The sequence below is a fragment of the Glaesserella australis genome (assembly GCF_003260095.1).
Classification (GTDB): Bacteria; Pseudomonadota; Gammaproteobacteria; order Enterobacterales; family Pasteurellaceae; genus Glaesserella; species Glaesserella australis.
Window position 1 is genome coordinate 137,619 of record NZ_PTPX01000017.1, and the last position, 12,650, is coordinate 150,268.

Consider the following 12,650-nt stretch of genomic DNA (forward strand, 5'->3'; position numbering starts at 1 on the left):
TACCGTGAGATAGGTATGATCTGCTATACTTCAATCAATTTTTCCTACCCTAAAGATGATTATGAATAATAAATTTAACAGTAAAATGCCACGTTTTAAAACCGCTGAAGAGCGTCGTGAGCCAAAATTCAAAGATAAAGAACCACGTCAATCAAAAGAAAAGCATGGTAAGTTCAGTAATACCGCTAGGACACATGATAAAGCAAGCGACAAACCCAATTACGCTATTTATCCTACGGAAGCCAAAAAAGCAGGACGTGAAGGCTCGGTACAAATTAGTGTGAAAGGCAGAGACAATAAGCCTGTCGAAAAGAAAACGGGGCCACTTTCGCCAAGAGCGCCTGAAAAAATTCGTAATAACAGAGCTACAGAAATGAAAGTCTATGGCGAAAACTCTTGCCATACCTTATTTCAACAACGTCCTGAAGCCATTGTACGCCTATGGGCAACGGTAGAAGGAGCAAAGAAAGCAGGTGAATTGTTGAGTTATCTTGCAGAACAGAAAAAGGCCTATCATGTTGTCGATAGCGAAGAAATGGAACGAGTCACTGGCACAGAACATCATGGCGGTATTTGCTTATTAGTGAAAAAAGCATCGCCATTTTCATTAGAAGGCTACTTAAAATTACCACGACAACGTGATTGTTTAGTTTTATTAGACGGCGTCAATAATGCACAAAACGTAGGTGGAATTATGCGCACCTGTGCTTTTTATGGCGTAAAAGGGATTATTGTAGAAAGCAACGATATTCTTAATTCAAGCAATGCAGCACGTGTTGCGGAAGGTGGATTAGAGTTTGTGCACCCATTAGAAACCAAACATAAACAAATTGCGTTAACCCAATTACGCAATGCGGGCTATCAGATTGTTCACATAACCCGTCAAAAACAAGCAAAATCATTAGCAAAAACGGCGTTATCGGAAAAAGTAGTTTTTGTACTAAGTGAAATTGTCCCAAATGATGCAGAATACCCTGAAGATACGGTGGTACAGCTTTCTTTTGCAAATCCGTTAAATAGTGGTTTGAATGTCGCTGTCAATGCTGGAATTTTATTAGCGCAGTGGTATCAAAGTCATATTCTTTAATAAGAATAGTCATTAATACTGATATAGTTAAGATGATTTAACCAAATCCAATAATCCAGTTAAGCTCTAAACTGGATTATTTTTTCATATTTAAAGCGCGACAAAACATAATGAATTTTTCTAATTAATATTCTGAGTTTATTTAGAAAAGTAGTATTGTAGTTGTTTGTTGCGTAGATATTTTTAATATCGTTTTTTATGATATTAAAGAATAAGATAAAGTAAAAAATGCAAGATGGTCCCCCCTACCGGACTTGAACCAGTGACCAAGCGATTATGAGTCGCCTGCTCTGACCGACTGAGCTAAGGGGGGAGATTTGAATTGAATGGGAGACATTATAGAGAAAATCTCGCTGTAAAGCTAGTCAGCGAGATTTACTAGCTGAAAAAACAGGCTAAATCGAGACGGATTTTATTTGTAAATAGGCAGTTTGTCCGAGCGCGAGATTTAATTCATCAAATGCCCATTGGCTAATGGTTGCCCAAATTTCAAGCGAGCCGACGTTGAGTGCAATATCATAGCGGTCAGATTGTGGTTCAATTTTGCAAATTTCGCCACACAAAATATTACGAATAGAAGTCTGTTCAGGTTTAGTTAGAACGAGAGAGACATCTTTACTTTTAATCGTAATTCGCACTAAATCATTGAGCTGATAGCGTGGTTGTTGATGAATCCAAATACGTTGTTCACCAATGGCTAAACCTTGCATCGCATAATCTGTTTGTTGTTCTGCAACGGGTAATTCAAGTAAGGTGACTCGCTGTGAATCGGGTTGCCAAGCAGAAAACATTGGGCTGTGCCAGACTTCAGCGGTTTTATCAAAGGCAACCACTTTGCCATTTTCTAATAGCAATAAATTATCGGCTAACCGAATCACTTCATCTAAGCTGTGGCTAACATACAAAATGGGAATATCGAGCGTTTTTGCTAATTTGCTAAGATATTCCATTAACTCATTTTTACGGGGAAGATCGAGCGCGGATAAAGGTTCGTCCATCAATAAAATATCAGGCTCACTCAATAAGGCTCTGCCAATGGCAACACGTTGTTTTTCACCACCAGATAAGCTGATGGGGAAACGGTCTAACAAATGGGCAATCCCCAATAATTCGACTAATTGCAAAAATTTTGCCTGATCGAACCGCTTGCAACCATATTTCAAATTCCCTTCCACACGATAATGGGGAAAAAGTCGATGTTCTTGAAATACATAGCCTACTTTGCGTTTTTCAGGTGCGAGATTAATCCCTTTTTCTGCATCAAACAAGGTTCGTTCATTTAAAATAATTTTGCCTTTTTTAAGTTTCGTTAAACCTGCGACAAGGTTGATTAAGCTGGATTTCCCCGCACCTGAACGTCCAAAAATAGCGGTAACGCCTTTGGCGGGAATATCGACATGGACTTTTAACGCTAGTTCACCAAATTGATGTTCAACATCAATGTGTAAATGTTTTGCAGTCATTAATTATCCCTCGCTTTTTGGAAACGCTGTTGGCGTTGGGCTAATAATTCAGAGAAGAAAAGGGCGATAAGTGAGATCGCAATCGCAATTAAGCAAAGGCGAGCCGCTGCCATTTCGCCATCAGGGGTTTCAATGAAAGTATAAAGTGCCGCTGGAATCGTTTGGGTTTGGTTGGGAATATTTGAAACGAATGTAATAGTGGCACCAAATTCACCTAGCGAGCGAGCAAAACCTAATACCGCACCTGCTACAATGCCTGAAAATGAGAGCGGAAGATTGAGCGTAAAGAAAACTTTGACGGGGCTTGCACCTAGGGTTCTTGCGGCTTGTTCCAGTTTTGGGTCGATAGCATCAAAGGCTAGCCGAATAGAACGCACCATAAGGGGAAATGCCATTACCATAGAAGCAAGGACAGCCCCTTTCCATGAAAAGCTAAAGGAAAAGTTAAACCATTCCCACAGATATTGCCCAATTGCCCCTTTTTTTGCCATTAAAATAAGCAATAGGTAGCCAATGACGACAGGTGGAAGTACAAGGGGAAGATGGATAATGCCATTAAATAAGTTTTTACCCCAAAATTCTTTACGGGCAAGTAACCAAGCTGCACCAATTGCAAAAGGAAGGGCAAAAATAATGGCAACGCTGGCAATTTTCAGACTTAAATAAATGGCATTGAGTTCTTGTCGAGAAAAATCAAAAAAGGGCATTATGGCTCGTTTTATTAAAGTGATATATCGTCGCAAGCCTTTTGCTTGCTTTCAGTTGATATATTATAGGCACGAGCGAGATACTCGTGCTAGTGATATAAGAAATTATTTTGCTGGTTTAAAACCTGCTTTTTCAAAGGCTTCTTTTGCTTTTGGTGTTGAAAGGAAATCTAAGAAACGTTTTGCTTCTGCTTTATCGCTTACCGTTGCTGCTGGATAAACCACTTTACCGTAGCTTTCTTGCGGGAATACTGCCACAACTTTCACTTTGTCAGACACTTTCGCATCGGTTGAATAAACGATACCTAACGGTAATTCGCCACGTTCAATATAAGAAAGTACCGCACGGACATCTTTTGCTTTAGATAAACGGTTTTCTACATCACCCCAAACACCTAAATATTCAAGTGCTTTTTTGGCATAACGACCAACAGGCACGTTATCATCGCCTACTGCTAAATAGCTATTACCGATGGCATTTTTGAAGTTAATATCTTTAATTGTCGCCACTTTAATTGTGCTGTCTGCTGGCGCAATAAGCACTAATTCATTTTGCGCTAATGTGGTGATATTTTTAGTTTTATTTGGCAATTTTTCTGCCACATAATCCATCCATTTTTGGTCTGCAGAAATGAAAAGATCCGCTGGTGCATCTTGTTCAATTTGTTTTGCCAATGTTGAAGAACCCGCAAAAGAGAAGGTTAGTGTATCTTCTGGATGTGCTTTTTTATATTCATCACCGATTTGTTGTAACACATTTGTCATTGATGCTGCAGCAAATACCGTGATATTTTCTGCAAATGCAGAGCTTGCGCCTAAAGCAAGCGCTGCGGTAAGTGCAAGTTTTGTAAAGGTTTTTTTCATAGGTTCTCCAATGTTTAGGGTTGAACTTAATTGTTTTTGTTTACTTTTTGTTAGGAGTGATAAAGAAGTTATTTCTTTATGTATGTCATTATATAATGACTTTAAAACAAAAATCTATACAAAAAATTACTTTTCATTAACCTATAGAAAGACGGATAATTTAGCGGAATAAATGTAGAAAAGGGGATAATATGTTAGACAGTGAAATTTTACTAACCATTAAATTACATCAGCAACTTTTTGTTGATCCTAAACGTGTTACCTTACTAAAAGCGATCCGTGAATGTGGCTCAATTAATCAAGCCGCAAAAAATGCGAATGTAAGCTATAAAAGTGCTTGGGATCACCTTGAAGCAATGAATGCCATCAGTCCTAAACCTTTATTAGAGCGTAACATTGGGGGAAAAAATGGTGGTGGGACTGTATTGACATCCTATGCAGAACGTTTGTTGCAACTTTATGATTTGCTAGAGCAGACCCAGCAAAAAGCCTTCGCTATTTTGCAAGATGAATCGATTCCACTGAATAGTGTGTTGAGTGCAACAGCAAAATTTGCCTTGCAGAGTAGCGCTAGAAATCAGTTTTTAGGAACAGTAGCGAAATTAAGGGAGGAAGATTTACTCTGTTACGTTGAGATTCATATTGCAAACTTTTCTCAACATCTGACCGCTTGTATCACGATGCAAAGTGCAAAACGGTTAAATTTAGTTCAAGATAAAGAAGTGATCTTGATGGTAAAAGCGCCTTGGATTCAAATTCATCAACAAGAACCACAATGTATTAATCAGCTTTCTGCGACAGTGTGTGCGGTTTATGATAAAGGCGATCACCAAGAGATTACTTTAAGTGTTGGAGACGGGGAGTGTTATGCGACAGCGACGAATACACACTCATTTCAGATTCAAGATAAGGTTTGGATCAGTATTGATCCTGAACAAATTGTATTGGTAACGTTATAGCATCAAGTTTTTCCCCTTTCTTTCCGATTTTGTGATAAAATCTCGCCCAATTTTCGCCCCTGAAAGTTGGGCATTTTTATCACATGATTAGGAAATTTCAATGAGCGAATTAGCCAAAGATATTACCCCCATCAGTATTGAAGAAGAACTGAAAAACTCCTACCTAGACTATGCCATGTCGGTGATTGTTGGGCGTGCCTTGCCTGATGTGCGTGACGGTTTAAAACCTGTCCACCGCCGTGTACTTTTCTCGATGGATCAAAGTGGCAACACATCATCTAAACCTTACGTTAAATCTGCCCGTGTGGTCGGTGACGTTATCGGTAAATACCACCCACACGGTGATTCTGCGGTATATGACACCATCGTGCGTATGGCGCAGCCGTTCTCTCTTCGTTATATGTTGGTTGATGGTCAAGGGAACTTTGGTTCGATTGACGGCGACGCACCTGCGGCAATGCGTTATACCGAAGTGCGTATGCAAAAAATCACGCAAGAATTATTAACGGATTTAGATAAAGAAACCGTCGATTTCTCGCCAAACTATGATGGCAAAGAGATGATTCCTGATGTGTTGCCAACCAAAATCCCAGCGTTATTGGTAAACGGTTCATCAGGTATTGCGGTAGGTATGGCGACCAATATTCCGCCACATAACTTAAATGAAGTGTTAAATGGTTGCTTGGCTTATATCGAAAACGATCAGATTACGATTGAAGAATTAATGCAACATATCCCTGGCCCTGATTTTCCAACGGCGGCGATTATCAATGGTCGTAAAGGGATTGAAGATGCTTATCGCACAGGGCGTGGTAAAGTCTATGTTCGCGCTAAAGCAAGTGTAGAAACCACAGCCAAAGGGCGTGAGCAAATTGTAGTTACCGAGCTACCTTATCAAGTGAATAAAAAGAACTTGATCGAAAAAATCGCCGAGTTAGTGCGTGATAAGCGTATCGAAGGGATTTCCAGCATTGAAGATTATTCCGATAAAAAAGGGATTTCGATTGTTATTGAAGTAAAAAATAATGCTGTGGGTGAAGTGGTCTTAAATAATCTTTATGCCCTTACTCAAATGCAAGTAACCTTTGGTATCAATATGGTGGCACTCGATCACGGTCAACCAAAGGTCTTTAATTTAAAACAGATTATTGAAGCCTTTGTGATGCACCGCCGTGAAGTTGTTACTCGCCGTACAGTGTTTGAATTACGCAAAGCCCGTGAGCGTGCGCATATTTTAGAAGGCTTGGCGATTGCCTTAGCGAATATTGACCCTGTGATTGAGCTAATCCGCAACTCTAAAACGGCAGATGAAGCCCGTGAAGGTTTATTAGCTCGTCCGTGGGCATTAGGTAATGTTGCCCAAATGCTAGAAGCCGCAGGTGTAGATGCGTCTCGCCCTGAAGATCTCGCTGCAGAATTTGGCGTGCGTGATGGTCAATATTATTTATCTGAAGCACAAGCTCGTGCAATTTTAGAGTTACGTTTACACCGTTTAACAGGTTTAGAACACGAAAAAATTGTCGATGAATACAAAGAATTGTTGGTCGAAATTGGTGAATTATTACGCATTTTAAATAGCTCAGAACGCCTAATGGAAGTGATTCGTGAAGAGCTAGAAAAAATCAAAGCAGAATTTGGTGATGAGCGTCGTACAGAGATTACCGCAGCATCAGGTGATATCAACCTTGAAGATTTAATCGCTCAAGAAGATGTAGTTGTTACCCTATCGCACGCTGGCTATGTGAAATATCAACCACTTTCCGATTACGAAGCACAACGCCGTGGCGGTAAAGGTAAATCGGCAACCAAAATGAAAGAAGATGATTTCATTGAAAAATTATTGGTTGCCAATACGCACGATACCATTCTCTGTTTCTCGAGCCGTGGACGTTTATATCAGTTGAAAGTGTATCAATTACCACAGGCAAGCCGTGGCGCAAGAGGCACGCCGATTGTAAATATTCTGCCGTTGGTTCAAGAAGAAAATGAACGTATTACAGCGATTCTTCCTGTGCCAAATGGTGAATTTAGTGCTGATAAATTTATCTTTATGGCAACGGCAAGTGGCACGGTGAAGAAAGTGTCTTTAGATGCGTTTAGCAACGTGAGATCAAGCGGTCTGATTGCGTTAAAACTTCGCGAAGGCGATGAATTAATTGGCGTAGATATTACTAACGGCGACAGCGAAATTATGTTGTTCTCTGCACAAGGTCGAGTGGTACGCTTTGCCGAAACAGCGGTGCGTGGTATGGGACGTGTGGCGACAGGGGTTCGTGGTATCAAACTGGCAACGACCGAAATTTCAGCGGAAGATGTGGAAGAAGTTGAAATTGAAACCGTAGAAAACGAAGAAGCAGAAGATGCGTCAAGCGTAAATTTAACCACAGACAAAGTGGTTTCTCTTGTGATCCCACATACTCAAGGCGAAATTTTAACTGTAACTCAAAACGGTTACGGAAAACGTACTGCATTAAGCGAATATCCAATTAAATCTCGTGCAACAAAAGGGGTTGTTTCGATTAAAGTGAATGAACGTAACGGCAAAGTGGTTGCGGCTGTTCAAGTGGAAGAAAACGATCAAATTATGTTGATTACCGATGCAGGAACCCTTGTTCGTACTCGTGTAAGCGAAGTAAGCCTTGTAGGGCGTAATACGCAAGGGGTACGCATTATTCGTACAGCCGAAGATGAACAGGTTGTCAGCCTTGAGCGAATCTGTGAAATTGAAGATGATGAAGCAGAAAGTGTAGCCTAGTTACTAATAAAGCCCACCTAAATGGTGGGTTTTATATTACTTATTGTTAAACTATGCTTCTCGACATTTTAACCAAGGTATGTTGTTTTTGTAGTAAATAGAGCTTTGCTCTTTAGCGACCAAATCAACATAAGCACCTTGGATTGGATGATATGAACGATAGATGACTTCAAAACGAGAGCCCCGACCATTAAGCGCTTTATTTTGAATATGATCAAATGGCTCTACTTTATTTCCATCTAATTGAAAATAAAAACCAAAGTTCTCTTTTTTACGACTTTCTTTTGATAATGGGAAATAACTTATTAAATAAGAACGAGTTCCTGTGTCAAAATTACGGCAATCATAATAATAACGTTTAAAATTTATTACATTATATAATTCTTCTTGGCTAATATTATCTTTTAAGTAACCTTTTTTTACTTTGTTAGTTAATTGGGTATTTGTACACGAAACTAGAGTGACAAATGTTGAAATTAATAATATGAGTTTGAATTTATTCATAATAAGATTATGGTAAATAAGAGAAATATTAGTTATGCATTACGATTAAAATTTATTTTATTAAACTCTGTAGGAACTATAAATTCATAATTATATGTAGATAATAAATTCAATAACTTATTAGTTGAAAAATCATTTAATGAATAAATATTCACATTAACTTGAACTTTTTTAGAGCCGATAAGAGTGAGTAAAGAAGAAAAATGGCAACCAAATAATGAATCAAGTGGTATATTCTCTATCTTCTGTATGGGCAAATATTCTACACTAAATTGCGCTGCAATATTTCTTGGGGCAAACTTTATCCCATGATGCATTAGGATTTGACGTTTTATACAAGATAAATAGCTGTCTTCCGCATGTCTAATATCACTATTAAAATTCCATTTCATTTCAAGGGGAATCTGCTGGAAAGACTCAAAATTACTTATTTCCAAAGATAGTCCTAATGCTCTAGGTGCATTTAATAATTTACGACTTCTCAAACTAAAACCACCATTTTGGGACTCATAAATATTTGGTGGTAAGTTATCTTTATGTTTCTGCCAAAAATCAATATCAAAACGTCGAACATATTGGTTATTAACAACTTCAATCAGATCAGGTACTGGAGCACCAATATAATCATAATTGAAAAAATCATCTTTCCAATTATTTCCATTTATAACCCAACCATCATTTTGTACAACTAAACAAAAATCCGTATTAATAAACTGCCCTAATCCATAAAGCATAAAAAGATTATATTCCAAATAGCTAAAAGGTTTACAAGGAATATGTTTAATATATGAAGGACAATAATATGGTCGTTCAGGGCTGATCAATAAACATTCAATATGAGAAATTTTATGTTGCAATTCTAGAAAACTAGTTTCAATAGAATAAACTGCACCCTGTGCATAGGCTTGAGAGCCAGTGACACTGACAATAGTTAATGTTTTTTTAGCCATAGTTAAATTAGTATTTAATCATCTAAAGATATTAAAATATGATTGATTTTAACAGAATCTTCACAAAAAACCTTTTGTTTTCTCATTAAAACAAACTCTGTTGCCCTACCAAAAAGTCAGGTTTAGTTTTGATGCTAAAACTGAATTCCGCTAAATAATCTTTCAAACGCTCAATATTATAAAAAGAGTGACTTTTCGTGGTGTTTTGAAAGTAGAGATAAAGTCGGTCAAAGTTGGCTCTGTGCTGATTCAGCAAAGCTGACAACTGTTTCAACTCCATTTCACTATAACGATAATCGTGGCGTTCTTGAGCCGATTGTGCTTTCCACCAGTTCGGGTTACGACCGTGCAGACGCAAATAAGCAGTGCGTTGATTGGCATAAAATTGAAAGGCAGGTAAACCGATATTTTGCGGATAATCCACATTACACCAAATCAAATTTTCCTTATCTTGAAAATAATTCCACACCGACGGCGTATGCCAACTGGTATGACGAAACTCTATCGCAAGGGGATAGCCGTTAAACCACGAAACCAACTCCGCCAGATAATAGCGATTGGCGTGGTTACGTTCAAAACTGGATGGAAACTGCACAAATAAATTGGCTAAACAGTTATTTTCACGCAAAGGTTGTAACGCAGCTAAAAACGCCTGAGCCTGTTCCGCAGTTGCCGTGCGTTGATGGCTAAAATCTTGATGTAATTTCACAGAAAACTGCAACCGCCCTTCCGCTTTTTCCACCATACCTTGCACCGCCTTATAACCAATCGGTGCGTGAAAAGTACTGTTGATCTCAATGGTGTCGTAATGTTGGCTATAAATCGACAAAAAATCGGCTTTATCCGTACCAAACGGATAGAGCGTCCCGACTAAATCCATATCGCTATAACCGCCTGTGCCGATGTAAATGTGGGGTGTGTGCATTTTAGTTCTGTTAAAAATAAGAAAGTGATGAGTTTAAGGAGAATAAAAAGAAATGCAAGCGGTCTGTTTTGGGGAAAAATTTGCAAATTTATTTCCCCGCACAGCAAGCCGTACGGGGTTACGCATAATTCAGCTCCACTGGAGCTGGAATATACAAATGATCTGGAGTTACGGAGTAGCTCATTTATGCGTAAGTTAGGGCGTAAGCCCTAGATAAATCGATATTTCCCTTTCCCTAGCCCTTTTACGTTTTCAATAATGCCGTTTTCCAACATTTTTCTAAGCAATTCTGATGAAGGGGAAGCGGATAAATTTAGCTGATTTATAACATCTGCACGAGAAAAAACTTGCCCCCCGAATGTATGGTAGAGTGTTTCAATATGCTGTTGGGTTTTCTTTGAAAATCCTGTTTTATTGGCGAAAAGGCTTTCAATATCCTGTTTTTGTTCTTTAATGTCCTGTTTTTGGGGAAGTTGATTTGGATTGATATGTAGCAGCCGATTACTCAAAAGATGGTTTTCATTCAGTAATAAATTACGGATAAACAAAATCAAAAATTCATTGGTTTCATAAATGTTTTTTGCCAAATTATTGTAATTGGCTCGCACCAATGCATTGCGGAAATACCACGCATTTTCAGCAAAAATATCGTTCGTGGCTTCAAAGCCTAAAGTTTTTAAATATTTGATAAAAAATACCGCAGTGGTGCGTGTGTTGCCTTCTTCAAATACGTGGATTTGCCATAATCTTGAAATAAACACTGCCAAATGTTCAATGATTTCCGTCATCGACAAATTTTTATAACTGAAATTTCGCTCTTGTTCCAAATCATATTCTAATGTGGCTTTCAACTCAGAAGCCGTGCCGTATGTTACCGTTGCACCTTCCAATATCCACTCTTTTTTAGTGATATTGTAAGTCCGAATTTGCCCAGCGTGTGGGTAAATATCTTGAAACAGGTATTTATGAATGGCTAAATACTGATGAGCATTAAACGAAAAAGCGGGTTCAGACAGCAATTTTGCAATACGCACCGAGACTTTATCCGCCTCTTCCGTACGGTCATTATTAGCAACAGAAGGACTTTTCGCTTCATAATAACGACTAATCCATTGCTCTGCGGTTTCAAGGCTAATCTCGCCTTCAATATTTTTAATGGCGGTTTCAATAAGATAAGCAGAAGGCTTTAAACCATCGACATCTTGCAAGCCGATAGCCGTTTGCCACGCATAGCCTTTCTCTTTTTTATCCGCTTCAATATGGCGGAGATATTCGTTGAATGGATCGTTGTTCATCTGTACTTTATTTGCAAAATTTTTAGCAAATTTTACCGCTTGTTGTGGTTTTGTTGAATAGAAAAGTGAGATTTTTCGATGGAGATCGCAAAATGAGAGAGAATCCCCGCACGGCAAGCCGTACGGGGTTACGCATAATTCAGCTCCGCTGGAGCTGGACGATACAAATAAGCAAGAGCTACGGAGTAGCTCACTTATGCATAAGCTATAGGATATTATTCATATTTATTTTTGATATATTTAGCTGCTTCTGAAATACTAGGAAACATTGACGCGTCATTGATAGATAAACTATCTAAGTCTTTCTTTATTTTTTCCTTATTATTCTTATGAATTTCAATACTCCGAATATCTATACCATCAATATTTTTCTGTAGATCTAGATCTTTTATATTCAACCCAAATAATAAGAAAGATCCTGATTGTGCAATGATTCTTTCATTATTCATTTTAGAACGAATAGCAACCACTTTAAATAAATCATTTGGATCTATATTATTGTGAAAATGTGGCTTTTCGTCTTTTATGAAATGTAATAATCGAGTTATAGGTGTTAGATTACAAAACTCTTTTCTCGTAATATTGGGATTTTTTTTATAGCTGTCAATAATCTCTTGTTTTTCATCAAAAGATAAGTACGCAAGATTCGCAATACAACTAACAGTATCGCTATCATAGTATTTAAACTTATCTTTTTTTATTTTCAATATAAATATTTTACCATTTACAGACTCTTTATTTTGAAGATCACCAATCGCAAAATATAATGCAACTAGTGGATTAAATGTAAGGTCAAGTAATCTAGTTGGTAATTCATAATGTTGAGCTCTAATTAGTTGTTCTAATGTATTTTTATCACTCCCAAATCTATCGGGATATAGAGAAATTAGTTCTCTAAACATAATGTGTTCATTTTTCGGATGATTATTTTTATCTCTTAATACATTCGGATTTAAATGATGTATTTTATTCCGTTGTCCGCGAAAAAGTAAAATTTCATCATTCTGTAACTGTTCTGATAGATCTGAAATTTTCCTAATAAATCCAGTTAAACTTTTGATAGGTTTATTCGGCATATATTTTCTTCCTTCAATTATTTATGAGATGTATAATAAATATAGCATTAAGTAAAAACTTTCTG

At 37.8% G+C, this 12,650-nt stretch carries 11 protein-coding genes and 1 tRNA gene; 3 read left to right on the plus strand and 9 right to left on the minus strand.

What is annotated here, in order from left to right; genetic code table 11:
- Nucleotides 1-61 precede the first annotated feature (61 nt).
- Nucleotides 62-1,087 carry a TrmH family RNA methyltransferase gene (locus C5N92_RS08970; RefSeq protein ID WP_111750515.1) on the plus strand — a complete coding sequence of 342 codons (1,026 nt, stop codon included), beginning with the start codon at nucleotides 62-64 and terminating at the stop codon, nucleotides 1,085-1,087.
- A gap of 236 nt (nucleotides 1,088-1,323) precedes the next feature.
- On the opposite strand, the gene C5N92_RS08975 is transcribed toward C5N92_RS08970, so the two are convergent.
- The 4 genes from C5N92_RS08975 to modA all read right to left on the minus strand — a co-directional run bounded on the left by C5N92_RS08975 (nucleotide 1,324) and on the right by modA (nucleotide 4,121).
- Nucleotides 1,324-1,400, minus strand: a tRNA-Ile gene (locus C5N92_RS08975).
- An 82-nt stretch (nucleotides 1,401-1,482) separates the two neighbouring features.
- Entirely contained in the window at nucleotides 1,483-2,550 is a 1,068-nt protein-coding gene (modC, locus tag C5N92_RS08980) for a molybdenum ABC transporter ATP-binding protein ModC (protein WP_111750516.1), read from the minus strand.
- Nucleotides 2,550-3,257 carry a molybdate ABC transporter permease subunit gene (gene modB, locus C5N92_RS08985; protein WP_111750517.1) on the minus strand — a complete coding sequence of 236 codons (708 nt, stop codon included), beginning with the start codon at nucleotides 3,255-3,257 and terminating at the stop codon, nucleotides 2,550-2,552. Before modB ends, modC begins: the two co-directional genes overlap by 1 nt.
- A gap of 105 nt (nucleotides 3,258-3,362) precedes the next feature.
- Nucleotides 3,363-4,121: a molybdate ABC transporter substrate-binding protein gene (modA, locus tag C5N92_RS08990; protein ID WP_111750518.1), complete on the minus strand. Its 759-nt coding sequence runs from the start codon at nucleotides 4,119-4,121 to the stop codon at nucleotides 3,363-3,365.
- Between the two features lie 191 nt (nucleotides 4,122-4,312).
- On the opposite strand from modA, the gene C5N92_RS08995 reads away from it, so the two are divergent.
- The gene (locus tag C5N92_RS08995; protein ID WP_111750519.1) at nucleotides 4,313-5,080 is read left to right on the plus strand and encodes a TOBE domain-containing protein; all 768 of its coding nucleotides are present in this window, start codon (nucleotides 4,313-4,315) and stop codon (nucleotides 5,078-5,080) included.
- 100 nt (nucleotides 5,081-5,180) lie between these two features.
- Nucleotides 5,181-7,835, plus strand: a complete 2,655-nt coding sequence (gene gyrA, locus C5N92_RS09000; protein WP_111750520.1) for a DNA topoisomerase (ATP-hydrolyzing) subunit A — start codon at nucleotides 5,181-5,183, stop codon at nucleotides 7,833-7,835.
- A 51-nt stretch (nucleotides 7,836-7,886) separates the two neighbouring features.
- Here the strand turns inward: gyrA and C5N92_RS09005 are convergent, their stop codons facing one another.
- The 5 genes from C5N92_RS09005 to C5N92_RS09025 all read right to left on the minus strand — a co-directional run bounded on the left by C5N92_RS09005 (nucleotide 7,887) and on the right by C5N92_RS09025 (nucleotide 12,585).
- Nucleotides 7,887-8,339, minus strand: a complete 453-nt coding sequence (locus C5N92_RS09005; protein WP_111750521.1) for a hypothetical protein — start codon at nucleotides 8,337-8,339, stop codon at nucleotides 7,887-7,889.
- Nucleotides 8,340-8,371: 32 nt separating this feature from the next.
- On the minus strand, nucleotides 8,372-9,289 hold the full coding sequence (locus C5N92_RS09010) for a DUF5672 family protein (RefSeq protein ID WP_119863507.1): 918 nt from the start codon (nucleotides 9,287-9,289) through the stop codon (nucleotides 8,372-8,374).
- Nucleotides 9,290-9,374: 85 nt separating this feature from the next.
- Complete coding sequence (locus C5N92_RS09015) at nucleotides 9,375-10,214, minus strand: DUF72 domain-containing protein (protein WP_111750523.1); 840 nt, start codon at nucleotides 10,212-10,214, stop codon at nucleotides 9,375-9,377.
- Between the two features lie 209 nt (nucleotides 10,215-10,423).
- The gene (locus C5N92_RS09020) at nucleotides 10,424-11,509 is read right to left on the minus strand and encodes a Fic family protein (RefSeq protein ID WP_111750550.1); all 1,086 of its coding nucleotides are present in this window, start codon (nucleotides 11,507-11,509) and stop codon (nucleotides 10,424-10,426) included.
- Nucleotides 11,510-11,724: 215 nt separating this feature from the next.
- Nucleotides 11,725-12,585 carry an FRG domain-containing protein gene (locus C5N92_RS09025; protein ID WP_111750524.1) on the minus strand — a complete coding sequence of 287 codons (861 nt, stop codon included), beginning with the start codon at nucleotides 12,583-12,585 and terminating at the stop codon, nucleotides 11,725-11,727.
- Between the last annotated feature and the right edge of the window lie 65 nt (nucleotides 12,586-12,650).

Coding starts and splice junctions, on each gene's coding strand:
- C5N92_RS08970 (WP_111750515.1), top strand. CDS start 62: ATGAATAATAAATTTAACAGTAAAATGCCACGTTTTAAAACCGCTGAA.
- modC (WP_111750516.1), bottom strand. CDS start 2,550: ATGACTGCAAAACATTTACACATTGATGTTGAACATCAATTTGGTGAA.
- modB (WP_111750517.1), bottom strand. CDS start 3,257: ATGCCCTTTTTTGATTTTTCTCGACAAGAACTCAATGCCATTTATTTA.
- modA (WP_111750518.1), bottom strand. CDS start 4,121: ATGAAAAAAACCTTTACAAAACTTGCACTTACCGCAGCGCTTGCTTTA.
- C5N92_RS08995 (WP_111750519.1), top strand. CDS start 4,313: ATGTTAGACAGTGAAATTTTACTAACCATTAAATTACATCAGCAACTT.
- gyrA (WP_111750520.1), top strand. CDS start 5,181: ATGAGCGAATTAGCCAAAGATATTACCCCCATCAGTATTGAAGAAGAA.
- C5N92_RS09005 (WP_111750521.1), bottom strand. CDS start 8,339: ATGAATAAATTCAAACTCATATTATTAATTTCAACATTTGTCACTCTA.
- C5N92_RS09010 (WP_119863507.1), bottom strand. CDS start 9,289: ATGGCTAAAAAAACATTAACTATTGTCAGTGTCACTGGCTCTCAAGCC.
- C5N92_RS09015 (WP_111750523.1), bottom strand. CDS start 10,214: ATGCACACACCCCACATTTACATCGGCACAGGCGGTTATAGCGATATG.
- C5N92_RS09020 (WP_111750550.1), bottom strand. CDS start 11,509: ATGAACAACGATCCATTCAACGAATATCTCCGCCATATTGAAGCGGAT.
- C5N92_RS09025 (WP_111750524.1), bottom strand. CDS start 12,585: ATGCCGAATAAACCTATCAAAAGTTTAACTGGATTTATTAGGAAAATT.